Consider the following 24,352-nt stretch of genomic DNA (forward strand, 5'->3'; position numbering starts at 1 on the left):
CGCGCCGGGCCGGACCGCAGAACGGCAACGGCACAGGGCGCGATCGGGGGCACAGGTCATGGACCGCACGCAGGGGCAGGCCGAACCGGGGGAGCGCGCCGCGGCGGGCCCCGGGGCGCACACCGCGCCCGGCCCCGTGGCCCGCGTCGTCACCCTCACCGCGGGCGACTACACCCTCACCGTCAACCCCGTCGACGGCAGCGAGATCGAGCCGCGCCGGCCCGGCACCGGCGGCGGTACCCCCGCCAAGCGCGACGCCGCAGGCCGCAGCGCCCACACCGCCGCCGCGCGGCCCCCCGCCCTGCCCGGCCCCGCAGCCCCCGCCCCCGTACTCGTCGGCCGCGAGGAGGAGCGCGAGCGCCTCGTACGCCTCCTCGGCCGCGGCCGCTCCGTACGGCTGACCGGACCGGCCGGATCCGGCCGCACCCGTCTGCTCGACGCGGTCGCCGCGGACTGCGCCCCGCTCGCGCCCGACGGCGTCGTCCGCCTCTCCGGATTCGGCCACCAGCAGCCCGGCGAACTCCTGTACGCGCTCCACGACGCCGTCTACCAGGCCCCCTGCGAGCGCCCCGGGCGCGCCGAACTCCTCGCCCGCGTCCGCGACATCGGCGCCATCGTCCTCCTCGACGACCTGGAGATGGGCGGCGCCGCCCTCGACGAGCTGCTCGCCGCCACCCCCGAGTGCGCCTACCTGCTGGCCGCCACCCCCGACACCCGCGCCCCCTCCGACGACTCCCACCTGGAGGAGGTCTTCCTCACCGGCCTCGGCCGGGCCGACTGCCTGCGCCTCCTCGAAGCGCGGACCGGCCGCCCCCTCACCGACGCCGAAACCGCCTGGGCCGAGGACCTGCGCTTCGCCTCCGAAGGGCTGCCGCTGCGCTTCGTGCAGGCCGCCGCCCTGCTGCGGCGCCGCGACGAGCTCAACCGGGCCGCCGCCGCCGACGACGACGAGGAGCCCGGCGTCTTCGAGGAGCGGCCCCGGTCCGCCGGACCCGTCCCGCTGCCGGCGCTCGCCGAGGCCGCGGCCCCCGCCGAGCTGCTCGCCTCGCAGGCCAGCGAGTCGGCGCGCGCCGCACTGCGGATCGCCTGCGCGCTCGGCGGGGAGCTGCCGCACCACGCCCACCTGCCCGCCCTCGTCGGGGACACCCACGCCGACTCGGCGGTCGCCGAACTCCTGGCCGCCGGCCTGATCACGCCGGTCGGCCCGCGCCACCGGCTCGCCGCAGGGGTGGCCCGGCAGCTGGAGGAGGCCGGCTTCGGCGAGACCGCCGCGGAGGAGGCCCGTACCGCCGCCCGGCACTACGCCTGGTGGACCGGGCACTCCTCGGTGACCCCGGAGCGGGTCGCCGCCGAGGCGGACGCGGTCCTCGCGGCGCTCGCCGGCGCCGACGTCGTCGCCGGGGTGCTGCTCGCCCGCAGCGCGGCCCCGGCGTTCGCCGCGTCCCGGCACTGGGAGGCGTGGGAACGCGTGCTGCGCGCCGGCGCGGAGGCCGCGCGGAAGGCCGGAGAGGTCGCCGAACAGGCCTACTTCCACCACGAACTAGGCGTACTCGCCCTGTGCGAGGGCCGCGTGGACCGCGCGCGGGCCGAACTGGAGGCGTCGATCGGCCTCAAGGGCGCCCTCGCGGACAAGCGGGGCACCGTGGCCGGGCGCAGGGCGCTGGCCCTCGTCACGGACCGGGAGGCCGCCGTCCAGGCCTCGCCGCCGCTGCGGCTGGAGGCGCCGGCGGCGTCCGCCGCCGGGACGGCGGCCGTGCTGCCCGCCGGCTCCGGGGGAGCCGCGGGATCCCGCATACCCGGCGGCTCCGCGCGCCCGGGCGCGGCCTCAGCCGCAGCCTCCCCGGCCGCCGCGGCCCCCGCCGCCTCCGGGTCCGCCGCCCCCGCGGCGAAGCCCCGGCCGGCCGCCGCGCCTGTCGCCTCGGAGGCCCCGACCGCCGCGCTCCCGGCGTCGGAGGCGGTCACGGCCGCGCTGCCCGCCACGGGGGCCGCCACCACGGCGGTGCCGGTCATCCGGCCTGCCGTCGCGCCCGCCTCGCTCTCGAAGGTGTTCGAGGACGCCTTCCCCCTCGACCCCAAGCCCGCGCCCGGCCCCGTACCCGCGTCCGCGCCCGTCCCGCCGCCCGGGTACCCCGCGGGGCCCCCTGCTCCCGCGCGCGGTCCGGCCGCCCTGCTGCGGCAGCGGCGCAAGGCTGTCCTGACGGCCGCGGCCGGCGCGCTGACGGTGGCGGTGCTCGGCACGGTCGTCGGGCTCGCGATGAGCCCGTCCGGGACGCAGGCCCCGGCCGGCGGCTCCACGACCTCCTCGACCCCGCCGACGGGCACGCCGTCGAGCGGCGCAGGCCCGACGGGGACGGACGGCGGCGGCAGCGACTCCGCACCGCAGCCGGCCACGGCGCCGTCCCCCCGGCAGTCCGGCGCCTCCGCCGAGCCCGGCCAGAGCGCAGAGGCGAGCCCCACCAAGGGCACCCCCTCGCGCCGGCCGTCGCCCGGCACCGGGCCGTCCACGCAGAGCCCGCCGGTGACCGGCCCCACGGCCTCGTCGCCCTCGCCCAGCCAGAGCCCCGTCGCGAGCCCGACGCCGTCGCCGCCGCCCACGCCGACGGCCACCACGCCCCCGGCCACGGCCACCGGCACGACCAGCGCGGCGGGTCCGACCTCCCCGCAGGAGCCGTCCCCTCAGTCGTAGCGGCACGGTCGCAGCGGAACCCCCGCGCCGTACACGCACAGCGGCCGCGCCCCCACAGGGGGGCGCGGCCGACGTGACGGATGCGGGGCACCGATCCGGCCGCAGCGGATGCAGGCGGCGGCCGGTGCGGGAGACCGTCAGAACAGGCGCAGCTTGTCGTCCTCGATGCCGCGCAGCGCGTCGTAGTCGAGCACCACGCAGTCCATGCCGCGGTCCGAGGCCAGGACGCGCGCCTGCGGCTTGATCTCCTGGGCCGCGAACACGCCGCGCACCGGCGCCAGGTGCGGGTCCCGGTTGAGGAGCTCCAGGTAGCGGGTCAGCTGCTCGACGCCGTCGATCTCGCCGCGCCGCTTGATCTCGACCGCCACCGTCGCGCCCGAGGCGTCCCGGCACAGGATGTCCACCGGCCCGATCGCCGTCATGTACTCGCGCCGGATCAGCGTGTAGCCCTCGCCCAGGGTGTCGATGCGGTCCGCGAGGAGCTCCTGCAGGTGCGCCTCGACGCCGTCCTTGATGAGGCCCGGGTCGACGCCCAGCTCGTGGGAGGAGTCGTGGAGGACCTCCTCCATCGTGATGATGAGCTTCTCGCCCGCCTTGTTGACGACGGTCCACACGCCTGCCTGGTCGCCTGCGCCCTCCTTGAGAGTGCACGGAGGCGACATCCAGTTGAGCGGTTTGTACGCCCGGTCGTCCGCGTGGATCGAGACACTGCCGTCGGCCTTCACGAGGATCAGACGGGGTGCCGAGGGCAGGTGGGCGGTGAGGCGGCCCGCGTAGTCGACGGAGCAGCGGGCAATCACGAGACGCATGGTGCGCAACGCTACTCGACCCGCGGCCCCCCACGCGATTCGCCCCCGAAAGCCCCGTTCGCCGATGGCGCGTTGTATGCGCATTCTCCTGGTGCGGCCACCGGTGGGCGCCTACCGTGGTGGCGGGAGGTCGTCGAGCGTGCACAGTGCGTCGCCGCGCCGGCCGCCTCCCTCCCTGCCCGTAGGACCCCGGCTGCCCAGAGGACCGGGGTCGCGAGAGGAGAACCCATGTCGCTCGACGTCTCACCGGCCCTACTCGAACAGGCCGAGCGAGGCGAGGTCGACGAAGCCGCCTTCGTCGACTGCGTCCGGACCTCCCTGCCCTTCGCATGGGAGATGATCAGCTCGCTCGTGGCGCGGCTTGAGGTGGACGGCGGGGACTTCGCCGACAACCAGACGCCGCCGCCCGACGAGCAGGCGCGCGGGCAGCTGCTGCGCGCCCTCGCGAGCGACGCCATACGGGGTGCGCTCCAGCGGCACTTCGGGGTGCGCCTGGCCTTCCAGAACTGCCACCGCGTCGCCGTCTTCCCGCTGGACGCCTCCGCGGACGACCGCCTGGCCCGCTTCACCTCGATCCGCGGCCAGCTGCTCAACCAGTCGCCGGAGCTGCGCGACTGCTAGCGGCGGAGCGGCGGAGCGGCCGCCCCGGCCCGGGCCTCAGCGGAGGCGGGGCAGGACCTCGGCGGCGAGCCGGCGCACGTTCTCCTCGGTGGCCGCGAGGTCGCCGGACCCCTCCGCCAGCAGGGCGAACCGTGTGATGCCCGTCCGCTCGGACGTCGCCGCGAGGCGGTCCGCCGCCAGCCGCGGCGTCCCCACCGGGTGCAGGTCGCACAGCAGCCCGGTGTAGGCGGCGGGGTCGCGCATCGCCCGCTTCCGGCCGTCCACGGTGACGTGCGCGCCGAGGCCCTGCCTCAGCCACCCCGGCATCGCCTTCGCGAGCGTCTCGCGGGCGTCGCGCGTCCGGTCCGCGAGCTGGCACACGCCCGCCGACACGTGCGGAGCGTGCGGGTCGCGGCCCGCCTCGGCCGCCGTACGCCGGTACAGGGCCACCATCGCCGCCTTCTCCTCGTCCCCGCAGTGCATGCCGAGCAGCATCGGCAGCCCGCGCTCGGCGGCCAGCCGCACCGAGGCGGGCGAGGTGCAGGCGACGATCACTTCCGGTCCCTGTCCGTCGCCGTCGAGCGCCTCCGCGGGCCGCGGGACGACGGCCACCTCGCGGAAGACGTGCCGCCCGCCGACGGACGCCACCCGCGGCTCGCAGAGCCAGCGCCGCAGCAGGTCCAGCCCCTCCGGGAAGCCGTTCTCGTACGCGTCCAGGCCGCCGCCGAAGACCTCCAGGTCGACCCACGGCCCGCCGCGGCCGACCCCCAGGGCGAAGCGGCCGCCGGAGGCGATGTGCAGCAGCGCCGCCTGCTCGGCGAGGGCCACCGGGTGCGTGTTCGGCAGCACGCTGACCGCCGTGCCCACCGTCAGCCGCTTCGTCCGCCCGAGCAGCAGCCCCGCCAGGGTCACCGCCGAGGGGCACACGCCGTAGGGGACGAAGTGGTGCTCGGCGAGCCAGACCGAGTCGAGCCCGGCCTCGTCGGCCACCTCCGCCGTCCGCACCGCCCGGTGCAGTGCCTCGCCGTGCCCCTGGCCCGGGAACTGGGCCGCCAGTACGAACGCTCCTACGCGCATCGCCTTCTCCTCCTTGCAGGCTGACGCGGCCTCCCCAGGTCGACCGGTACTTCCTATGGCAACAACGCCTGACACGTGCCAAGGGCACGGTCCGGCAGGAAAGTTATTGGGATTGTCTGGCCGGTGCCGTCCGGTCCGCGCACCCCTTCCGGACACCCTGCGGGCCGGGGCCGCCGCTGCGCGTAGTCTGGGAGAAAGTCACTGCCGTCCGCCCATTCGTGAGGTATACGTGTCACCGCGCCACAACCGCCCCAGGGGCGGCGGGAAGCCAGCCGACCGTGCGGACGGCGGCGCCGGATCCGCGGCAGCGGGCGGCGACCGGTTCGGCCTGGAGCGCACCGAGGAGTACCTGGGCGAGGAGTGGAAGGTCCGGCACGTCGCGGGCGCGAGCGCCGCCGGCAAGCGCTACCGCTGCCCGGGCTGCGACCAGGAGATCCCCTCCGGCACCCCCCACCTGGTGGCCTGGCCCGAGTACGGCGGCGTGGACGACCGCAGGCACTGGCACAAGGCCTGCTGGAACGCGAAGGACCGCCGCACCACGCGGGTGCAGCGGTCCAGGAGCGCCCCCCGGTACTGAGGCGCGGGTCCGGATCGCCGGGCCGGATCGCCGGGCCGCGTTACACGTCCCGCCGGCCCACGACCGCGTACGACCCTGCGACGGCGGCGCCGGCCACGGCGACGATCAGCACCAGCTGCGCCCAGTTGCCCGGCAGGCCGCCCACCTCGGAGGTGGGCAGGCCGAACATCTGCATGATGGCGACCGGCGCGTTGTAGCGCAGGATCAGGTTGCCGAGGGGGGTGAGGCTCTCCCACATCGTCAGCATCCCCCCGACCACCGGCGGGAGCATGACCAGGCCGAGCATCACGGCGATGGCCCCGGCGGAGTGCCGCACGACGGCGCCGATCGCGAGGCCGAGCACCCCGAGCAGGGTGATGTACAGGCACCCGGCGAGGGCGGCGAGCCACTCGCCGGCGGTCTGGTGCGCATCCGGGCTGTCCACCGCGATCATCGAGGCGATCCCGACCACCGCGACCGAGGCGCTGACGACCGTGAAGGCGACCGCGGAGAAGACGAGGTACTTGGCGGTCAGCACGCGGGCCCGGTCGGGGGCCGCGGTCAGCGTCGTGCGGATCAGCCCGGTGGCGTACTCGGAGGTGACCGTGAGCACGCCGAGGACGATCACCGCGATCTGCCCCACCAGCAGCCCGAAGACGGCGGCCGCGGTGTGCGGTGGGTTGACGTAGCCGGCGGGGTCCTCGGTCTCGCCGACCGCGAGCAGGCCGATGCCGACGACGAGGAGGACCAGCGCGCCCAGCGTCCACAGGGTGGAGCGCACGGAGACCATCTTGGTCCACTCGGAGGCGAGGGCGTGCCCCAGGTGCGGCCGGGGCTCGGGCAGCGGCGGGTCCTGCTCCTGCGGCTGGTCCGGGAGGGCGGCGGGGCCGGTCATCGGGTGTCCTCGGGGTTGTTCGGTGCGGTGCCGGCGGTGCCGGCGAGCTCGGCGGCGCTGCCGGGCATCAGGAAGGGCTTCCCGCCCGCGCCGGGCGGCGGGGGAGCGAAGAAACCATCCTGCGGAACCTCGGGCGCCGCGGCGCCGTCCTCCCAGTCGGGCAGGGCCAGCGGGTCCGGCTCCCAGAGCTCGGCGCGCGGGTCCTCGGTGGAGGTGTACTCGACGGAGGACTGCGTCATCCGCATGTACGCCTCCTCCAGCGAGGCCCGGTGCGGGGACAGCTCCCACAGGCGTACGCCCGCCCCGTGCGCGAGGTCCGAGATGTGCGGCAGCTCCAGGCCCGTCACGCGCAGTGCCCCGTCGGGCTCCTGCAGCACCCTGCCGCCCGCCGCCGTCAGGGCCGCGGCCAGCGCCTTCCGGCCATCCTGATCATTGCCGGCCGCGCGGACCCGCGCGAATCCGGCCGAGTTGTGGGCGATGAACTCCTGGGTGCCCATGTCGGCCAGCAGCCGTCCGCGGCCGATGACGATGAGGTGGTCGGCGGTCAGCGCCATCTCGCTCATCAGGTGCGAGGAGACGAAGACGGTGCGGCCCTCGGCGGCCAGCTGCCGCATGAGGTTGCGCACCCAGAGGATGCCCTCGGGGTCGAGGCCGTTGACCGGCTCGTCGAAGAGCAGTACCCGGGGGTCGCCGAGGAGGGCGGTGGCGATGCCGAGGCGCTGGCCCATGCCGAGGGAGAAGCCCTTGGCGCGCTGCCGGGCGACGTCCTGGAGGCCGACGACGGCCAGCACCTCGTCCACCCGCTTCTCCGGGATCCCGGACAGCTGGGCGATGGACAGCAGGTGGGTGCGGGCGCGGCGGCCGCCGTGGACGGCCTTCGCGTCGAGGAGGGCGCCGACGTTGCGCTGGGCGTTGCCGAGCTCGCGGAAGGGCCGGCCGTTGATCGTGACCTGGCCGGAGGTGGGCTGGTCCAGGCCGAGGATCATGCGCATGGTGGTCGACTTGCCGGAGCCGTTGGGCCCCAGGAAGCCGGTCACGTGGCCGGGCCTGACCTGGAAGGACAGCTGGTCGACCGCGGTCTTGGCGCCGAAGCGCTTGGTCAGGCCGACTGCCTCGATCATTGCTCTGCCCCTTGCCCGGCGGACGGCTTTCGTCCGAGTTAAGGGTTAAGAGGATAGCCAGGAGCCTGCGGTTCCGCGCAGGGCCGGATCCCTGAGGCGTCCCTGAGGCGGACCCGGGAATGACCCGTAGTACGGCCGGGGAGAGCGGTGTCCGCCTCCCGGGGGAGGGCGGGTGCGGGGTCCGCCCTGAGACGGACCCCGCAGCGGGGGACGGGCCCCGCCGGCGGGGCCCGTCCCCCGGAGGGGGCTGCCGTCAGGCGTCGCGCGTGCGCAGGACCGCGTACCCGGCCGCCACGGCGAGGGCCGCCCAGGCGACCATGATCCCGAAGCCGCCCCAGGGGCCGTAGGGCGGCTCGGAGCCGTCCAGCACAGCCGGGACGGTCTGCATGATCCGGCTGCCGGCCACGTTCGGGAAGAAGTACGCCACCTTCTGCGTGGCGTCGACCGAGCCGAGGATCGGGGAGACCAGGAAGAAGAGGGGCAGCAGGATGCCGAGCGCCAGCATCGAGCTGCGCAGCACCATCGTCAGGCCCATGGCGAACACCGCGATGACCGCCATGTAGAGCCCGGCACCGAAGACCGCGCGCAGGACGTTCGGCTCGCCGATGCCGATGCTGTGCTCACCCAGCAGGGCCTGGCCGGTGAAGAAGGACACGAAGCTCGTGGCCAGGCCCACGGCCAGCGCGAGGGCGGTGGCCACGAGCAGCTTCCCGGCCAGGAAGGAGCCGCGGCGGGGCACCGCCGCGAGCGAGGTGCGGATCATGCCGGTGCTGTACTCGGTGCCCACGACCAGGACGCCGAAGACGATGACGGCGGCCTGCCCCAGCGTCATGCCGGCGAAGCTGGACATCGTCGGGTCGAAGGAGAGCTGCTGCTCCTTCGGCATGTTCTCGAACTGCGAGTTGATGAAGACGCACAGCAGCGCGCTCATGCCGACCGTGACGACCGCGGCGGCCGCCAGGGTCCAGACGGTGGAGCCGACGGTGCGGATCTTGGTCCACTCGGACCGGAGGACTGCGGGGAAGGACATGGTCACCGGCCGCCCTTGCGGGTCGTTTCGGTCCCGGCGCCCCATACGGGGGCGTCGGCCGGACGGGCCTGGCTGCCGACACCGGCGGCCGGGGCGCCGGGGGCGTGGGCGTGGTACTCGACGGAGTCCGCCGTCATGCGCATGAACGCTTCCTCCAGTGAAGCCCGCTGCGGGCTGAGTTCGTGCAGCACGATGCCGTGCCGGGCGGCCAGTTCACCGAGCTGTTCGGACGCCACGCCGTCGACCTCGAGGGCGCCGGAGTCCGGGAGGGCGGTCGCCGCGATCCCCTCCGCGTGCAGGAGGTCCTTCAGCTGCTCCTGCTGGGGCGAGCGCAGCCGTACGAAGCTGCGCGAGTTGTGCTGAATGAATTCGGCCATCGACATGTCGGCCAGAAGCTTTCCCTGGCCGATAACGATCAAATGGTCGGCGGTCAGTGCCATCTCGCTCATCAGGTGCGAGGAGACGAACACCGTCCGCCCTTCGCCGGCCAGCCCCTTCATCAGGTTGCGGATCCAGAGAATTCCCTCCGGGTCCAGGCCGTTGACCGGCTCGTCGAACATGAGGATCTCCGGATCGCCGAGCAGGGCGGCGGCGATGCCCAGCCGCTGCCCCATGCCGAGCGAAAATCCTTTCGACTTCTTCTTCGCGACGGCCGTCAGGCCGACGAGGTCGAGGACCTCGCCGACGCGGCTCGCCGGGATCCGGTTCGACTCGGCCAGGCACAGCAGGTTGTTGTAGGCGCTGCGGCCGCCGTGCATGGCCTTCGCGTCCAGGAGTGCACCGATGTGCTTCAGGGGCTCCGACAGGTCCCGGTAGTGCTTGCCGTCGATCCTGACCGTCCCGCTCGTCGGGTTGTCGAGGTCGAGCATCATGCGCATGGTCGTGGACTTCCCGGCCCCGTTCGGGCCGAGGAAGCCGGTGACCACCCCCGGTTTGACCTGGAAGCTGAGGTTGTCGACGGCGGTCTTGGCGCCGAATCGCTTGGTAAGGGCCTCTAGCTCGATCATGAGGCTTACGCTAAAGCGCCCGAGGGCCCCGCGCCACCTCGAACGGGTGACGCGGGGCCCTCGGGACGACGTCTCGCCGCGGATCGGCCGACGGCGCGTCAGGACACCTCTGACCAGGCAGGAGCAGCGGCGGGGCGCCGCCTCGCACCTAGCGGGTCTGCTGCGCGGGGACCCCGCGGGAGACCGGCTCGTCGTCGATCGGGGAGCCGGCGGCCGCCACCGCGGCACCGGTCAGAGTCGCCAGCATCTCGCGGACGTTGGTCAGCTGGGCGTTGATCGAGTCGCGGCGGTTGGTCAGCGCCGCCAGCTCGCGCTCCGACTCGCTGCGGATGCGGTCCGCCTTCGCGTTGGCGTCGGCCACGATGTCCTCGGCCTGGCGCTGCGCGGTCTCCACCGTCTGGCGCGCCCGGCGCTCGGCGTCCGTACGCAGCTTCTCGGCTTCCAGGCGCAGCTGCTCGGCGCGGTGCTCGATCTCCGCCAGCCGCTTCTCGGCCTTCGCCTGGCGGGAGGCCAGGTCGCGCTCGGACTGCTCGCGGCGCTTGGCCAGGTTGGTCTCGAAGTCGGCCGCGGCCTGGGCGGCCTTGGCGCGGGTCTCCTCGAACAGCGCGTCGGCCTCCTCGCGCTTGGAGGCCGCGTCCTTCTGGGCCTCGGCGCGCAGGGTGGCCGCGTCGCCCTTGGCCTTCTCGACGATGCGGACGCCCTCGTCCTCCGCCTTCGACTTGCGGTCCGCGGCGAACGACTCGGCGTCGTTGCGCACCTGCTGGGCCGCCGACTCGGCCAGCTCGCGGTGCTGCTCGGCCGCCCGGCGGGCCTCCTCACGCAGGTCCTTGGCCTCCTCCTCGGCGAGCCGCAGGATCTTCTCGACCCGCGCGCCGAGGCCCGCGTACGACGGCTCCGCGTCGCTCACCTGGGCCTGGGCGTTCTGCGTTTCGAGATGCAGCTCCTCGATCCGCTTTTCCAGGGCACTGATACGGCCGAGGGCGCTGTCGCGGTCGGAGACCAGCTTGGCAATGCGGTCGTCCACCTGACCGCGGTCGTAACCACGCCGCACGAGCTCGAAGCCGAAGGGGGAGGAAGTGTCGCTCATGGGGTTCCTGTCGAAGTGAGACCGATGAGGTGCTACGTGAGGTGTTAGGGGAATCCTAGGCGCCCGAACGGCGTGTCATCGAGTCAATCCGCGTTTGATCTGGACAATGACACCCCTTTTGAGTGGCAAGACGGCAGAATGCTTATCACTCGTTCGGATGAACCTTCATCAGGTGCTCACCCTTCGGACACCGCTCACCCGTCCGAGGACTTGCCCCCCGAGCGGGACGACCCCGCCGCAGCTCCGGCCTTCACGCCCCCCGGGCCCTGTGAGACCACCGAGGCCTTGCCGCCCGAAGGCGCCTCGAAAGACTCCAACGCCTCAAGAACGTCCTGGACACGGGAGATCTCCGCCTGGATGTCCTCGCGGCGGCGCACCAGCACCTCCAGCTCGCGCCGGCCCTCCTCCACGATCCGCTCGGCCTCCGCCTTCGCCTCGGCGAGCGCGGCCTCCGCCTCGCGGGCCAGCTCGGCCTTCTTCTGCTCCGCCTCCTTCAGCAGCGTCTCCGCCTTGCGGACCGCCGCGATGCGCACCTTGCCCGCCTCGCTGCTCGCGTCCGACAGCATGGTCTTGGCCTTGTTCTCGGCCTCGACGCTCTGCTCCGTCGCCGCGCGGACCAGCTTGTCGACGCGCTCGCCGGCCGACTTCATCTGCTCGGCCGTCTCCCGGCGGGCGCGCTCGTGCAGCTCCTCGATCTCGCTCTCGACGCGGCTGCGCAGCTCCTCCGCCCGCTCCCTTATGGCGGCGGCGTCCGACCGCGCGCCGACCAGCAGCTCGTCCGCGTCCGTACGGGCCTTCTCGACCAGCGAGTTGCCCTCGACGGTCGCCTCCGACGTGATCCGGGCCGCCTCCTTGCGGGCGGCGTCGACCATCGCGTCGGCCTGCTCCTCCGCGGCCGCCGTCGCCGCCACGGCCTTCGCCTTCGCGTCCGCGGCGAGCTGCTCCGCCTCCGCCGCCGCCTCGGTGATGAGCCGGTCCACCTGCTCCGCGGCCTCGGTACGCCGCTTGCCGGCCTCCTCGCGCGCCTCGTCCAGCAGCCGGTCGGACTCCTCGCGGGCCTCCGTGCGGGTGCGCTCCGCCTCGGCGGCCGCCTCCGTCCGGACCCGTTCGGCCTCCGCCCGGGTGCGGGCGGCGTGCTCCTGCGCCGACGACAGCGCCTCCGACGCCTCGGCGCGCAGCCGCTCGGCCTCCGCCGCGGCCTCGCCGACGGTGCGCTCGTTGTCCCGGCGCGTCTGCGCGGTGAGCCTGTCGGCCTCCGCGGACGCCTCGGTGACGAGCCGGTCCGCCTGCTCGGCGGCCTCGGTGCGCAGCCGGCCCGCCTCCGCGCGCGCCTCGTCGAGGGTCTGCTCCGCCTCGCGCTCGGCCGCGGCGAGCGTCTCGTTCGCCGCGACGGTGAGGCGCTCCGCCTCCGCGGTGGCCTCGCCGATGATCCGGCCGCCCTCGGCACGGGCGTCGTCGAGGGCCTGCGCCGCCTCGGTGCGCAGCCGCTCGGCCTCCTCGGCCGCCTCGCCGATCGTCAGCTCGTTCGCCGCGCGCACCTCGTCGACCAGGCGGTCGCCCTCGTTGCGGGCGTCCACCAGGACGCGGGCGGCGTCCCGCTCGGCGGCCGCCATCGTGTCGGCGGCCTGCCGGGTGAGCTTCTCGGCCTTCGCCTCCGCGGCGGCGAGCGCCGCCTCGTTCGCGGCGCGCGTCTCCTCCGTGAGCCGCTCCGCCTCGGAGACGGCCTCGGTGACGAGCCGGTCCGCCTGCTCGGCGGCCTCGGTGCGCAGCCGGCCCGCCTCCGTGCGTGCCTCGTCCAGGGTGGCCGCGGCCTCGGTGCGCGTGGCCTCGGCGGCCTCCGCGGCCTCGGCCGTGAGCCGCTCCGCCTCCGCCGCCGCCTCCGCCACGGTGGCCTCGTTGGCCGCGCGGGTCTCCGCGGTGAGCCGCTCGGCCTCCGCCGTCGCGTCCGCGACGACCTGCGCGCCCTCGGCGCGCGAGGCCTCCAGTGCCTCCCCGGCCTCGCCGCGGATGCGGTTGGCGTCGTCGCGGGCGTCGGCCCGGGTGCGGGCGGCGTCCCGCTCGGCCGCCGAGAGCGCGTCGCTGGCCTCCGTACGCACCCGCTGGGCGTACTCGGCGGTGTCGCTGCGCAGCTGCTCCGCCTCGGCGATCGCGTCCGCGACCGTCCGCTCGGCGAGCGCCTTCGCCGCGTCCGTCTCGTTCCGCGCCTCGGTGCGGATGCGGTTGGCGTCCTCGGTGGCGCGCTCCCGCTCGTCGTACGCGTCCGAACGGACCCGGGCGGCCTCCTCCTCGGCCTCCGTCCGCGTACGCTCCGCCGCGTGCTCGGCGGCGCTGCGCAGCCCGGCGATCTCCTCCTCGGCCTGCTCGTGCAGCCCGGCCACGGCGTCGCGTACCTGCTGGGCGGTGGCCTCGGCCGCCGCGACCAGCTCCGCGGCGCGCCGTTCGGCCTCCTCGGTCAGGCGGGCCGCCTCGGCCTGCGCCTCCTCCGAGCGCTTGCGGGCCGCGGCGAGCAGCTCCTCGCTCTGCTCGCGGGCCTGGGCGCGCTCGCTCTCCGCGTCGGTCCGCGCCGACGCGAGGGTCTCCTCCGCCTCCCGGCGCCGCCGGGCCGCTTCCTCCCGGGCGGCGGCCAGCGCCTCCGCGGCCTCCTCGGCGACCCGCTCGGCAGCGGCCTTCGCCTCCGCGCGCAGCCGGTCCGCGGTCTCCTGGGCCTCCGAACGCACCCGCTCGGCCTCGGTCTCGGCCTCGCTGCGCAGCCGTACGGCCGCCTGCTCGGCCTCGGCGCGGACCCGGCCCGCGTCCTCGGCGGCCTCCGTGCGCAGCCGGTCCGCCTCCGCCTCCGACTGGGCCTGGAGGGTGCGGATCCGCTCTGCGGCCTCGGCGCGGAGCCGGTCGGCCTCCTCGGCGGTCTCGCGGCGGATGCCTTCCGCGGCGCCGCGGGCGTCGCGCAGTGTCTGCTCGGCCGTCGCCAGCCGGGTCTCCGCCTCGCCGTGCAGCCGGGACAGCTCCGCCTCGGCCTCGTTCCGCTTCGCGGCGAGGGCCTGCTCGGTCTCCTCGCGGCGGGCCGCGGCCGCGGCGTCCGCCTCGGCGCGGACGGCCTCGGCCTGCTCCTCGGCCTCCGAGCGCAGCCGCTCGGCCTCCGCGCGGGTGCGCTCCAGGGTCTCCTCGGCCTGCCGGCGCAGCGTGGTGGCCCGCTCGACGGCCTCCGCGCGCACCCGCTCGCTCTCGGCGGCGGCGCCGGAGCGCAGCTCGTCCGCGTCGGCCTTGGCCTTGCCGAGCAGCTCCTCGGCGGTCTTCGCCGCCTCCTCGATCTGCTGGACGGCCTCGCGGCGGGCCTCGCCGCGGATCCGCTCGCCCTCGGCGACGGCCTCGGCGCGCAGCTGCTCGGCCTCGCCGCGCAGCCGCCGCGCCTCCGCCTGGAGTTCGACGGTGCGGGCCCGGTACTCCTCGGTGTCGTCCTTCGCGGCGCCCTTGAGCTCCGCGGCCGCGTCCGCCGCCTGGGCGCGCAGCCGCTCGGCCTCCGCCTCGGCCTCGCGGCGGATCCGCTCCGCCTCCTCGGACGCGGCGCGGGTGGTGGCGCGGGCGTCCTCCGAGGCCTTCGTCAGGATGTCCTCGGCGGTGCGGGCGGCCTTCGCGAGCTGTGCGGCGGTGTCCTCGGCCGCGGCGGCGCGGGCCTGCTCGGCGGCCTCGGCGCGCTGCCGCTCCACGTCGGCCCGGGCGTCCGCGAGGACCTGCTCGGCCTCCGCCTTGAGCGCCTCGGCCTCCTTGGTGGCCTCGCCGACCAGCCGGGCGACCTGCTCCTTGGCGGTGCGGGTGCGCTGCTCGTTGACGGACTCCGCCGAGGCGAGCTGCCGGGCGGCGCTCTCCTTGGCCTCCGCGAGGACCCGTTCGGCCTCGGTGCGGGCCTCGCGCAGGGCGCCCTCGGCCTCCTGGACGCGCTGCTCGGCCACCCGGCCGAGGTCCAGGGTCTGCCGGCGGGTCTGCTCGGCCTCCGCGGTGGTCGACGACCGCAGCCGCTCCGCGTGCTCGGTGGCCTCCTGGGCCTGCGCCGACGCGGCGGTCAGCAGCCGCTCGGCCTCCTTGCGGGCGCGCAGCAGCGTCGCCTCCGCCTCGGCGCGGGCCGCCTCGGCGTCGGCGGCGAGCCGGCGGCGGGTCTCCTCGGCGACCCGGGCGGCCTCGGCGCGGGCGGCGTTCAGGGCCTGCTCGGCCTCGGCGCGGGACTCGTCCATGAGCCGGCGTGCCTGCGCCTCGGTACGGGCGCGCAGCTGCTCGGCCCAGGCCACGTTCTCGTTGACGTGCGCCTCGACGGTCTGGCGGCGCTCGTTGAGCTCCTGGTCGAGCCGCTGGCGGCGGTTGACGGCCTCGGCGTGCAGCTCGGCCTGGAGGCGCGCCTGGTGCTCGGCGTGCTCCTGGAGGATGCGCTGGGTCTGCGCCCGGGCGTCGCGCAGCTCGCGCTCGGCGTCCGAGCGCATCTGGTCGGCCTGCACCTGGGCGTCGCGCAGCAGCCGTTCGGCCTGGTAGCCGATGTCCTGGCCGTCGTACGCGGGGCGGGACGCGAGGGCCCGCCGCACCTCGTGCAGCTTCGCGCGGAGGACCTCGACCTGGTAGCCGAGGTCCTCGGCGTGCTGGACGGCCTTTCCGCGCTCCTTCTTCAGCCGCTCCATCTCCGCTTCGAAGAGCGAGAGGTGATCGGCCTCAGCCTGAAGGCTCTCCTGGCTTTCGTAGCCCCGCACAGCGCGGTCCCATCCGTCCCCTGGTCGCAAGCTCACTCCCAAATGAGCACCGTCCGCCCGCTGAACGGCGCCCCCGGGGAATGGTGTCAGATACCGGGGCAGGGGTCACAGGCCCCGACCCCGTCTGAAGCACCGAACCCCGGCCGAGCCACGGCCACTCTACCGGCCGGGGAATGGGGACATCAGTGCTGCGGGTTGGAGGTGACCAGTTCGGTCAGGACGCCGTGGCAGTCCTTGGGGTGGAGGAAGGTGATGGAGGACCCCATGGAGCCGGTGCGGGGGGCGTCGTAGAGGACCCGGACGCCCTTGCCGCGGATGGCCTCCGAGTCGCCGTGGACGTCCTCGGTGCCGAAGGCGATGTGGTGGACGCCCTCGCCGTTCTTGGCCAGCCACTTGGCCACGGTCGAGTCCTCGCGCACGGGTTCGAGGAGCTGGATGTACGAGGCGCCGCCGTCCGAGGTGCCGTTGATCCGGAGCATGGCCTCGCGGACACCCTGCTCCTCGTTGACCTCGGTGTGGAACACCTCGAAGCCGTACGTGGCACGGTAGAACTCGACGGTCTTGTCCAGGTCGAAGCAGGCGATCCCGATGTGGTCGATTCTTGTCAGCATGGGACCAGTGCACCGCCGAGGAGGCCTGTCACGCAACGTGCCAGCGATCACACCCACTGCCCGGTGACGGCGCGGGTACCGCTCAGTACATTCGGGTAAACCCTCGTTCACTCCTCATCCTCAAGGGGCTGTGCTCCATGTCCGGAACGAACAACACCACGTCCGTGATCGTCGCCGGGGCCCGCACGCCCATGGGGCGGCTGCTCGGCTCGCTGAAGTCCTTCTCGGGTGCCGACCTCGGCGCCGTCGCCATCAAGTCCGCCCTGGAGCGGGCCGGCATCTCCGGCGACCAGGTGCAGTACGTGATCATGGGCCAGGTCCTCCAGGCGGGCGCGGGCCAGATCCCCGCCCGCCAGGCCGCCGTCAAGGCCGGCATCCCGATGAACGTCCCCGCGCTGACGATCAACAAGGTGTGCCTCTCCGGCCTCGACGCCATCGCCCTGGCCGACCAGCTGATCCGCGCCGGCGAGTTCGACATCGTCGTCGCCGGCGGCCAGGAGTCCATGACCAACGCCCCGCACCTGCTGCCCGGCTCCCGCGAGGGCTTCAAGTACGGCGCGATCGGCATGCTCGACGCGATGGCCCACGACGGCCTCACCGACGCCTTCGAGGGCATCGCCATGGGCGAGTCCACGGAGAAGCACAACGCGCGCCTCGGCATCGAGCGCGGCCCGCAGGACGAGTTCGCCGCGGCCTCCCACCAGCGCGCCGCGGCCGCCCGCAAGAACGGCGTCTTCGACGCCGAGATCACCCCGGTCGAGATCCCGCAGCGCAAGGGCGAGCCCGTCCTCTTCGCCGAGGACGAGGGCATCCGCCCCGAGACCACGGTGGAGTCGCTCGGGAGGCTGCGCCCGGCGTTCGCCAAGGACGGCACGATCACCGCGGGCACCTCCTCGCAGATCAGCGACGGCGCCGCCGCCGTCGTCGTGATGAGCAGGGCGAAGGCCGAGGAGCTCGGCCTGGAGTGGCTGGCCGAGATCGGTGCCCACGGCAACGTGGCCGGCCCGGACAACTCGCTCCAGTCGCAGCCGTCGAACGCGATCCGGCACGCGCTGCAGAAGGAGGGGCTGGAGGTCTCCGACCTGGACCTCATCGAGATCAACGAGGCCTTCGCGGCGGTCGCCGTGCAGTCAATGAAGGACCTGGGCGTGACCCCGGAAAAGGTGAACGTCAACGGCGGCGCGATCGCCCTGGGCCACCCGATCGGCATGTCCGGCGCCCGCGTGGTCCTGCACCTGGCGCTGGAGCTGAAGCGCCGGGGCGGCGGCGTCGGCGCGGCCGCCCTGTGCGGCGGCGGCGGCCAGGGCGACGCCCTGATCGTCCGGGTCCCCGAGGCCCGGTAACGCAGCACCCGTCCCGGGCCCCGCATCCGCGGGGCCCCAGCGAGAACCGAGGAGCGCAGCACGCATGACGGTGGACGTCCCCCAGCTGGTGGCCCAGGCGCGGGAGGGCCGGCCGAGAGCGGTGGCCCGGCTGATCTCGCTGGTCGAGGGGGCGTCCCCGCAGCTGCGCGAGGTCATGGCCGCCCTGGCCCCGCTCACGGGCGGGGCGTACGTGGTGGGCCTGACCGGCTCGCCGGGCGTCGGCAAGTCCACGTCCACCTCGGCGCTGGTCACGGCGTACCGGAGGGCGGGGAAGCGGGTCGGCGTCCTGGCCGTCGACCCGTCCTCGCCGTTCTCCGGCGGCGCGCTCCTGGGCGACCGGGTGCGCATGTCGGACCACGCCTCGGACCCCGGCGTGTACATCCGCTCCATGGCCACCCGCGGCCACCTGGGCGGGCTGGCGTGGGCCGCGCCGCAGGCGATCCGGGTGCTGGACGCCGCCGGATGCGACGTGATCCTGGTCGAGACGGTCGGCGTCGGCCAGTCGGAGGTGGAGATCGCCTCGCAGGCCGACACGTCGGTGGTGCTGCTGGCGCCCGGCATGGGCGACGGCATCCAGGCAGCGAAGGCGGGCATCCTGGAGATCGGCGACGTGTACGTGGTCAACAAGGCCGACCGCGACGGCGCGGACGCCACGGCCCGCGAACTGAACCACATGCTGGGCCTCGGCGAGGCCAGGGCGGCGGGCGACTGGCGGCCGCCGATCGTCAAGACGGTCGCGGCCCGCGGCCAGGGCGTCGACGAGCTGGTCGAGGCCCTGGAGAAGCACCGGGCCTGGATGGACGAGCACGGGGTGCTCCAGCAGCGCCGCGCGGCCCGTGCGGCGCGCGAGGTGGAGACCATCGCCGTGACCGCGCTGCGGGCCCGCATGGCGGACGTGCACGGGGACGCCCACCTCGGCGGCCTGGCCGCCCGGGTGGCCCGGGGTGAACTCGACCCGTACGCCGCCGCGGACGCCCTGCTCGCCACGCTCACGGAGGGCTGAGCCGGGCCGGCGCCGCGCCGCATGCGGGCCGGGCCGGGCGACCGTAGACTGACGGCGCCCGGAATGCCCCGGTTCGAGCCCCTGCAAGGGAGTGCGCATGGCGAAGAGAGGCAACAAGAAGCGAGCACGCAAGAAGAAGAAGGCCAACCACGGCAAGCGCCCCAACGCCTGACCGCGGCCCCGGCCGGACACGGCGAAGGCCGCGCCCCCGTGCGTACGGGGGGCGCGGCCTTCGCCGGTGAGGTGGGGCGAGGCGGTGCGGGCCGGAGTCCGGCGGCGGTCTACGCGCGATGCGCGGCGGCCCGCCGGAGCCGCGGATGCGCCGCCGCGGCCTCAGCCCTTGCCGCGCTGGTCCCGCAGGTGCGCCGCGACGGGCTCCAGCGAGGACCGCAGCGCCGCCAGGGCCTCCGGCGGCAGCAGGTCGATGAAGTGCCGGCGGACGGACGCCACGTGGTGCGGGGCGACCTTCCGCATGAGCTCCATGCCCTCGTCGGTCAGGACGGCGTACAGCCCCCTGCGGTCGGACTCGCAGTTCACGCGGACGACCAGGCCGGCCGCCTCCATGCGCGTGATCTGGTGGGACAGCCGGCTCTTGGACTGGAGCGTCGACGTGGCGAGGTCGCTCATCCGCATCCGGTGGTCCTCGGACTCCGAGAGGTTCACCAGGATCTCGTAGTCGTTGATGGTGAGTCCGAAGGGCTGGAGATCCTTTTCCAGCTGGTGCATCAGCAGCCTGCTCACGTCCAGGTGGGTCCGCCAGGTGCACTGCTCGGCGTCGGTAAGCCAGGGGGTCCCCCCGGACGGAGTCTGGGGGAGGGGGGCCGTCTCGGTCTCCATGGTCTCCATGAATGAACTCTACCTAAGAAAGTTGAATGACGTACAAAATCGGGGCGCTCACAGCCCCAGGCGCCGCTGGAAATCGCCCAGCTGACCCGGCATGCGCACGCCGAGCTGGCCCAGCGGGCCCTGGCCGCCGTGTCCGCCATGGCCCGCGCCGGCCCCGGGAACGCCCGGTTCCGCGCCGACCGTGCCGACCGGCCGCTCCGCCATCAGCGCCTCCGAAGACTGCAGGAGCACCGTCCCGGCCCCGACGAACTCGAACTGGTGCTCCTCGCCCGAGGATCCGCCGATGCCGGTGAGCGAACGGATTCCGCCCAGTACGCCCGACATGTACCCGTGGTCGTAATGGTGACAGGGTGAGGGGCAGTCCGCCCACCCGACCAGGGCCTGCGGGTCCACGCGCAGCGGCGGCTCCATGAAGACCACCGGACCGTTGGACGCCGCAACGAACTTCCCGGTTCCGATCAGCGTCAGGAAGCCCGGGACGATCGACTGCTTCAGTGCCAGGGACGGCTGGTAGGCCAGCAGGTTCCCGGCCCGGATCGTCAGGTTGCCGTCGTCGAGGTCGTACGAGTTCACGTCGTAGGCGCGGTCGGCCAGCAGCATCTTGCCCTGGCCCTCGGCGACCACCCAGTCACCGGCGTGCAGCGGCGAGTGGAAGCTGGTGCGCAGCAGCCGGTCGAAGCGGCCGTGCCCGACGCCGTCGAACTCGATCCGGCCGTAGTACGCGATCATCTTGCCCTTCTGCAGCAGCCACTGGCTGCCCTTGAGCTCCACGCAGAAGGTGTACGGGTTCACGTTGTCGTCGGACGGTAGCGAGTACGGGTCGAAGACCGCCGGGCCGCCCGGCCCTCCGGTCACGGGGCCAAAGTTCACAGCTTCTCCTCCGAGGCCTGCACGTACACCGCACCCTGGCCCGACAGCTCCAGCTGGAACGCCTCGCCCGAGCCGCGCCCCACCATGTCGCGCCACCCGAGCGCGGTGGAGAGCTTGTTCCTGACGTCCCCGTGGTGGGCCACGTACGCCTGCGGGTCCACGTGGACCGGGCGGTTCGGGGTGATGGGGAGCTCGATCACCCCGCCGTGCGCCATCACGGCCACCGAGCCGTGCCCCTTGAGGGTGGTGGTGAACAGGCCCTGCCCGGTCACCTGGCCGCGCACCATGCCCATGACACCGCCCTGCGAGCCCATGAACATCGTGCCCTGCTGGAGGGTGCCGTCGAAGGCCAGCAGCCGGTCCGCCTCGACGTACAGCGTCTCGCCGGTGAGGTTGACGACCTGGACGTGGTGGCCGCCGTGGCCGAACATCACCGTCCCGCTGCCCTCCACCGTCATCAGCGGCGTCTGCTCGTTCGCCACGCGCCGGCCGATCATGCTCATGACGCCGCCCTGGCCGCCGGTGATGCTCGGCGTGAACGACACGCTGCCGCGGTAGGCGAGCATCGCGCCCCGCTGGCTGTACAGGGTCTGCCCCGGCACGATCTGCGCCTCGACCATCTTGGAGTTGATCTCGCGGAACGGCATCAGATGTCGCCCCCGACGGTGTTGCGCTCGCTGGGCTGCACGTACACCAGGCCCTCGCCCTCGAAACGGATCTGGAACGCCTCGCCGGAGCCCTCGCCGATCAGCGTGCGGAAGGTCACCCCCGACTGGAACGACTGCCGCAGGTCGCCCGTGTGCGCGATGTACGCCCCCGGGTCGACGGACAGCGGGTACTGGCCGCTGACGCGCAGCACCACCGCCGGGCCGTCCGACATGATCGCCGCCTGCCCGGTGCCCTCGACGGTCGTGGTGAACAGGCCGTTGCCCGTCGCCCCGCCGCGCAGGCCGGTGAAGGTGGTGCCGGTGCGCAGGCCGGCGTCGGTGCACAGGAGGTTGCTGGACTCGACGTACAGCTTCTCGCCGTGCAGGCTGACCAGGTTGATCTCGCTCGCGCGGTCGGCGAAGAAGCACGTGCCGTGCCCCTGTACCTCCATCACCGTCATCTGCTCGCCGGTCAGCCGGCGCGTCACCATGCCGCGAAGGCCTTCGCCGCCGCCTGTCATCTTCTTGAAGGCCATCTGGCCGTCGTACGCAACCATGGAGCCGTTCTTCGCTTTCACGGCATCCCCGGTCAGGTCGACGGCGAGCACCTTGCTGCCTTGGAGTCGGAACTGAGCCACGGGATGACGTTAGCCGCACCGCGCGGACGCGAATAGGGCCCCTCCTCGGACACCGGCACCGGCCGGACGGCGGCGGCACGGCCGGGACCGGGCCCCCGGGTCAAGATCCGGCAAAGAGGCTGAGACACTGGGACGGCCCGAGCCGCCACCCCCGAAGGTTGAAGATGGACATCAAGACCGCCTCCGCCCTGCACCGGCTGCGCCTCGTCTCGGTCCCCGAGGCGCTGTCGTTCCCGGCCCTGCTGATCTTCGGCTCGCTGCTGAGCCGGATCTCGGACATCGACTACCTGATGCCGCCGCTGGGCGCCCTGCACGGCTTCCTCTTCGTCGTGTACGTGCTGTTCCTGCTGGACGTGTGGAACAAGGCGAAGTGGCCCTTCAAGAAGGCGGCCCTGTTCTTCCTCCTCGCGGTGATCCCCTTCGGCGGCCTGTACGGCGACCGCATCCTCAAGCGCGACGAGGCCGAGATCGTCGCGGCCGCCCGAACCGACCGCGAAGCGGCGAACGCCTGATCGTCGCGTTCTCCGTGACCCCGCGGACCACGCGCACCGCATCCGCGACGCACTCGCCGACGTCTTCGCCGAAGGCGGCCGCCGTGGAACGCCGCCCGGCCTGACGTGCGCCGCCGTTCGGCCGCTTCCGGTGCAGGGCCGAACGGCCCTGCGGCAGGAGCGGGCCGAGGTTCCCGCGGCGGCCTGCGGTTGCGTGCCAGGTCCCCGATGCGGGGCCCTTGCGCGTGCGGAGTCCGGCCCCGTGCGGTAGCGGGCTCCGGCGGCGGGCCCCGTCCGGGCGGGGCCGAGTCCCCGGCGCCGCCTCCCGTACGGCTCCCCGCTCCCATCCCCCTGTACGGCCGTCCCCGCGGCCCGCGGGTCACCCGTTCGGCCCTGTCAGGGGCGCGCGGCGCGGAAACCCCCCGTCGGGTGAGCCCCGTTCGACACCCCCTTCCGGGTCCCCTTTCGTGGGGGTACCAAGCCTCGGCTTCAAGCACCGGGAGGGGCCGTGCGACCGGACGACGACTACGACTACGAGCTCCACAGCCGTCTCGCCGGTCCGTTCGCGGACCCGGGCAGCACCGGGCGGCGGGTCCGGTACCGGACGCTGCTCTCCCGGGAGGAGCGGGGCACGCGAATACGGGCCGTCCTGCTGATGGCGCTGGCGCCCGTCGCCGCCGCCGGGCTGCTCCTCTACCTCGTCTGGCCCTCGCACCGCACGGTCCGCGAGGGCGGCGAGTGGTGGCTGGTGCACCTGGACACCGCGATGCTCGGCTGCATCGGCGTGATCATGCTCTTCATGCTGGTCAACGTCGTGTCGATCGCCCACGCGACGATGACCGCCCGGGACCCCGTCCCCGTACCGCCCGAGCCCGGGACCCGGGTCGCGTTCCTGACGACGTACGTCCCCGGCAAGGAGCCCCTCACCATGGTGCGGGACACCCTCCGGGCGGCCGTGGACCTGCGCCACGACGGGCACCTCGACGTGTGGCTGCTCGACGAGGGCGACGACCCCGAGGCCAGGGCGCTGTGCGCCGAGCTCGGCGTGCACCACTTCACCCGCAGGGGAGTGCCCGCCTGGAACACCGCGCGCGGCCCCCACCGGGCGCGCACCAAGCACGGCAACTACAACGCCTGGCTCTCCGCGTACGGCGGCGCCTACGAGTTCCTCGCCTCCGTCGACACCGACCACCGCCCGCTGCCGAACTACCTGGAGCGGATGCTCGGCTACTTCCGCGACCCCGACACCGCCTTCGTCGTCGGCCCGCAGGTGTACGGCAACTACACCGCCGCCGTCACCAAGGCCGCAGAGTCCCAGCAGTACCTCTTCCACGCGCTGATCCAGCGGGCCGGCAACCGCTACGGCGCGCCCATGTTCGTCGGCACCAACAACGCCGTGCGGATCAGCGCCCTCCGGCAGGTCGGCGGGTTCCGGGACTCCATCACCGAGGACATGGCCACCGGCTTCGAGATGCACCGCCGGCGCAACCCGGCCACCGGCCGGTTCTGGCGGTCGGTCTACACCCCGGACGTGCTCGCCGTCGGCGAGGGCCCGGCCTCCTGGACCGACTTCTTCACCCAGCAGCTGCGCTGGTCCCGGGGGACGTACGAGACCCTCCTCAAGCAGTACGGGAAGGGCTTCTTCCGGATGCCGCCGGGCCGGCTCCTCAACTACACGCTGATGCTCGTCTACTACCCGATGACGGCCGTGAACTGGCTCCTCGGCGTCCTCAGCTGCGTGCTGTTCCTGTGGTTCGGGGCCTCCGGCACCCAGGTCTCCGCCGACGTGTGGCTGATGCTCTACACCGACGCCGCCGCCCTCCAGGTCGGCCTCTACCTGTGGAACCGCCGGCACAACGTCTCGCCGCACGAGCCCGCCGGCTCCGGCGGACTGGCCGGCATCGCGATGTCCGCCGTCTGCGCGCCCGTCTACCTCGCCTCCCTCACCTCCGCCGTGCTGCGCACCGAGGGGCGGTTCGTCGTCACCCCCAAGGGCGCCGCCGCCGGCACCGACCGGGCGGCCTCCTTCCGCATCCACTTCGCCTGGGCGGCCGTCCTGGCCGTCTCCCTGGCGGCCTCCGCCCGCCTCGGCCACACCCACGCCGCGATGCGCACCTGGGCCGTCCTCGCGCTGCTCGTCTGCCTGGCCCCGCCCGCCGTGTGGGCGGCGTCGGTGCTGCGCGCCCGCCGGGCCGCCGCCCGGTCCCGCACCCCCGAGCCGGGCCGCGGCGCCGGGCCCGGCGACGAGCCGGAGGCGGCGTTCGCCCCGACAGGAGGGAACTGACCC

21 protein-coding genes are annotated in these 24,352 nt (G+C 74.1%); 8 read left to right on the forward strand and 13 right to left on the reverse strand.

Going from position 1 to position 24,352, the window contains the following annotated elements; genetic code table 11:
- The first annotated feature begins 58 nt into the window (after window positions 1-58).
- Window positions 59-2,686 carry an ATP-binding protein gene (locus C0216_RS33325; RefSeq protein WP_162793124.1) on the forward strand — a complete coding sequence of 876 codons (2,628 nt, stop codon included), beginning with the start codon at window positions 59-61 and terminating at the stop codon, window positions 2,684-2,686.
- A gap of 137 nt (window positions 2,687-2,823) precedes the next feature.
- Here C0216_RS33325 and nucS read toward each other — a convergent pair whose 3' ends face one another.
- On the reverse strand, window positions 2,824-3,495 hold the full coding sequence (nucS, locus tag C0216_RS05750; protein WP_114054209.1) for an endonuclease NucS: 672 nt from the start codon (window positions 3,493-3,495) through the stop codon (window positions 2,824-2,826).
- A gap of 228 nt (window positions 3,496-3,723) precedes the next feature.
- On the opposite strand from nucS, the gene C0216_RS05755 reads away from it, so the two are divergent.
- Window positions 3,724-4,116 (forward strand): SCO5389 family protein, encoded by a 393-nt coding sequence (locus tag C0216_RS05755; protein WP_114054210.1) that lies wholly within the window; start codon window positions 3,724-3,726, stop codon window positions 4,114-4,116.
- Between the two features lie 36 nt (window positions 4,117-4,152).
- Here C0216_RS05755 and C0216_RS05760 read toward each other — a convergent pair whose 3' ends face one another.
- Window positions 4,153-5,172 carry an LLM class flavin-dependent oxidoreductase gene (locus tag C0216_RS05760; protein ID WP_114054211.1) on the reverse strand — a complete coding sequence of 340 codons (1,020 nt, stop codon included), beginning with the start codon at window positions 5,170-5,172 and terminating at the stop codon, window positions 4,153-4,155.
- Between the two features lie 229 nt (window positions 5,173-5,401).
- Here C0216_RS05760 and C0216_RS05765 point away from each other — a divergent pair, with 229 nt between their 5' ends.
- Entirely contained in the window at window positions 5,402-5,749 is a 348-nt protein-coding gene (locus C0216_RS05765) for an ATP/GTP-binding protein (protein WP_114054212.1), read from the forward strand.
- A 40-nt stretch (window positions 5,750-5,789) separates the two neighbouring features.
- Here C0216_RS05765 and C0216_RS05770 read toward each other — a convergent pair whose 3' ends face one another.
- From C0216_RS05770 to mce, 7 genes are all read right to left on the reverse strand, one after another.
- On the reverse strand, window positions 5,790-6,623 hold the full coding sequence (locus C0216_RS05770) for an ABC transporter permease subunit (protein ID WP_114054213.1): 834 nt from the start codon (window positions 6,621-6,623) through the stop codon (window positions 5,790-5,792).
- A complete protein-coding gene (locus C0216_RS05775; RefSeq protein ID WP_114054214.1) occupies window positions 6,620-7,744 on the reverse strand; it encodes an ABC transporter ATP-binding protein in 1,125 nt (374 codons plus the stop codon). Before C0216_RS05775 ends, C0216_RS05770 begins: the two co-directional genes overlap by 4 nt.
- A gap of 253 nt (window positions 7,745-7,997) precedes the next feature.
- Window positions 7,998-8,774, reverse strand: a complete 777-nt coding sequence (locus C0216_RS05780; RefSeq protein WP_114054215.1) for an ABC transporter permease subunit — start codon at window positions 8,772-8,774, stop codon at window positions 7,998-8,000.
- A 2-nt stretch (window positions 8,775-8,776) separates the two neighbouring features.
- Window positions 8,777-9,781, reverse strand: a complete 1,005-nt coding sequence (locus C0216_RS05785) for an ABC transporter ATP-binding protein (protein ID WP_114054216.1) — start codon at window positions 9,779-9,781, stop codon at window positions 8,777-8,779.
- A 148-nt stretch (window positions 9,782-9,929) separates the two neighbouring features.
- A complete protein-coding gene (locus tag C0216_RS05790; protein WP_114054217.1) occupies window positions 9,930-10,868 on the reverse strand; it encodes a cellulose-binding protein in 939 nt (312 codons plus the stop codon).
- Between the two features lie 194 nt (window positions 10,869-11,062).
- Window positions 11,063-15,595: a polarized growth protein Scy gene (gene scy, locus C0216_RS05795; protein ID WP_174250350.1), complete on the reverse strand. Its 4,533-nt coding sequence runs from the start codon at window positions 15,593-15,595 to the stop codon at window positions 11,063-11,065.
- 182 nt (window positions 15,596-15,777) lie between these two features.
- A complete protein-coding gene (mce, locus tag C0216_RS05800) occupies window positions 15,778-16,206 on the reverse strand; it encodes a methylmalonyl-CoA epimerase (RefSeq protein WP_114054218.1) in 429 nt (142 codons plus the stop codon).
- Window positions 16,207-16,343: 137 nt separating this feature from the next.
- On the opposite strand from mce, the gene C0216_RS05805 reads away from it, so the two are divergent.
- The 3 genes from C0216_RS05805 to C0216_RS35295 all read left to right on the forward strand — a co-directional run bounded on the left by C0216_RS05805 (window position 16,344) and on the right by C0216_RS35295 (window position 18,745).
- Complete coding sequence (locus tag C0216_RS05805) at window positions 16,344-17,549, forward strand: acetyl-CoA C-acetyltransferase (protein WP_114054219.1); 1,206 nt, start codon at window positions 16,344-16,346, stop codon at window positions 17,547-17,549.
- A 64-nt stretch (window positions 17,550-17,613) separates the two neighbouring features.
- On the forward strand, window positions 17,614-18,573 hold the full coding sequence (gene meaB, locus C0216_RS05810) for a methylmalonyl Co-A mutase-associated GTPase MeaB (protein ID WP_114054220.1): 960 nt from the start codon (window positions 17,614-17,616) through the stop codon (window positions 18,571-18,573).
- Window positions 18,574-18,670: 97 nt separating this feature from the next.
- Complete coding sequence (locus C0216_RS35295; protein WP_099895366.1) at window positions 18,671-18,745, forward strand: 50S ribosomal protein bL37; 75 nt, start codon at window positions 18,671-18,673, stop codon at window positions 18,743-18,745.
- A gap of 161 nt (window positions 18,746-18,906) precedes the next feature.
- Here the strand turns inward: C0216_RS35295 and C0216_RS05820 are convergent, their stop codons facing one another.
- Genes C0216_RS05820 through C0216_RS05835 form a run of 4 tightly spaced genes read right to left on the reverse strand, consistent with a single transcriptional unit; the run spans window position 18,907 to window position 21,574 of the window.
- Window positions 18,907-19,410 (reverse strand): MarR family winged helix-turn-helix transcriptional regulator, encoded by a 504-nt coding sequence (locus C0216_RS05820; protein ID WP_114058475.1) that lies wholly within the window; start codon window positions 19,408-19,410, stop codon window positions 18,907-18,909.
- A 57-nt stretch (window positions 19,411-19,467) separates the two neighbouring features.
- Window positions 19,468-20,289, reverse strand: a complete 822-nt coding sequence (locus C0216_RS05825) for an AIM24 family protein (protein ID WP_246042335.1) — start codon at window positions 20,287-20,289, stop codon at window positions 19,468-19,470.
- A complete protein-coding gene (locus C0216_RS05830) occupies window positions 20,286-20,936 on the reverse strand; it encodes an AIM24 family protein (RefSeq protein WP_114054222.1) in 651 nt (216 codons plus the stop codon). Before C0216_RS05830 ends, C0216_RS05825 begins: the two co-directional genes overlap by 4 nt.
- Complete coding sequence (locus tag C0216_RS05835; protein WP_114054223.1) at window positions 20,936-21,574, reverse strand: AIM24 family protein; 639 nt, start codon at window positions 21,572-21,574, stop codon at window positions 20,936-20,938. Before C0216_RS05835 ends, C0216_RS05830 begins: the two co-directional genes overlap by 1 nt.
- A gap of 164 nt (window positions 21,575-21,738) precedes the next feature.
- Between C0216_RS05835 and C0216_RS05840 the strand changes: the two genes are divergently transcribed.
- Window positions 21,739-22,086 (forward strand): DUF3817 domain-containing protein, encoded by a 348-nt coding sequence (locus tag C0216_RS05840; RefSeq protein ID WP_114054224.1) that lies wholly within the window; start codon window positions 21,739-21,741, stop codon window positions 22,084-22,086.
- A 487-nt stretch (window positions 22,087-22,573) separates the two neighbouring features.
- Window positions 22,574-24,349 (forward strand): glycosyltransferase family 2 protein, encoded by a 1,776-nt coding sequence (locus C0216_RS05845; RefSeq protein ID WP_114054225.1) that lies wholly within the window; start codon window positions 22,574-22,576, stop codon window positions 24,347-24,349.
- Window positions 24,350-24,352: the final 3 nt, after the last annotated feature.

The sequence above is a fragment of the Streptomyces globosus genome (assembly GCF_003325375.1).
Taxonomy (GTDB): Bacteria; Actinomycetota; Actinomycetes; order Streptomycetales; family Streptomycetaceae; genus Streptomyces; species Streptomyces globosus_A.

Bases quoted from the DNA above. Each gene is read 5' to 3' on its own strand.
- C0216_RS05770 (WP_114054213.1), bottom strand. From the start codon at position 6,623: ATGACCGGCCCCGCCGCCCTCCCGGACCAGCCGCAGGAGCAGGACCCG.
- meaB (WP_114054220.1), top strand. From the start codon at position 17,614: ATGACGGTGGACGTCCCCCAGCTGGTGGCCCAGGCGCGGGAGGGCCGG.
- C0216_RS05830 (WP_114054222.1), bottom strand. From the start codon at position 20,936: ATGCCGTTCCGCGAGATCAACTCCAAGATGGTCGAGGCGCAGATCGTG.
- C0216_RS33325 (WP_162793124.1), top strand. From the start codon at position 59: ATGGACCGCACGCAGGGGCAGGCCGAACCGGGGGAGCGCGCCGCGGCG.
- mce (WP_114054218.1), bottom strand. From the start codon at position 16,206: ATGCTGACAAGAATCGACCACATCGGGATCGCCTGCTTCGACCTGGAC.
- C0216_RS05780 (WP_114054215.1), bottom strand. From the start codon at position 8,774: ATGTCCTTCCCCGCAGTCCTCCGGTCCGAGTGGACCAAGATCCGCACC.
- C0216_RS05755 (WP_114054210.1), top strand. From the start codon at position 3,724: ATGTCGCTCGACGTCTCACCGGCCCTACTCGAACAGGCCGAGCGAGGC.
- nucS (WP_114054209.1), bottom strand. From the start codon at position 3,495: ATGCGTCTCGTGATTGCCCGCTGCTCCGTCGACTACGCGGGCCGCCTC.
- C0216_RS05790 (WP_114054217.1), bottom strand. From the start codon at position 10,868: ATGAGCGACACTTCCTCCCCCTTCGGCTTCGAGCTCGTGCGGCGTGGT.
- C0216_RS05775 (WP_114054214.1), bottom strand. From the start codon at position 7,744: ATGATCGAGGCAGTCGGCCTGACCAAGCGCTTCGGCGCCAAGACCGCG.
- C0216_RS05805 (WP_114054219.1), top strand. From the start codon at position 16,344: ATGTCCGGAACGAACAACACCACGTCCGTGATCGTCGCCGGGGCCCGC.
- C0216_RS05840 (WP_114054224.1), top strand. From the start codon at position 21,739: ATGGACATCAAGACCGCCTCCGCCCTGCACCGGCTGCGCCTCGTCTCG.
- C0216_RS05820 (WP_114058475.1), bottom strand. From the start codon at position 19,410: ATGGAGACCGAGACGGCCCCCCTCCCCCAGACTCCGTCCGGGGGGACC.
- C0216_RS05785 (WP_114054216.1), bottom strand. From the start codon at position 9,781: ATGATCGAGCTAGAGGCCCTTACCAAGCGATTCGGCGCCAAGACCGCC.
- C0216_RS05760 (WP_114054211.1), bottom strand. From the start codon at position 5,172: ATGCGCGTAGGAGCGTTCGTACTGGCGGCCCAGTTCCCGGGCCAGGGG.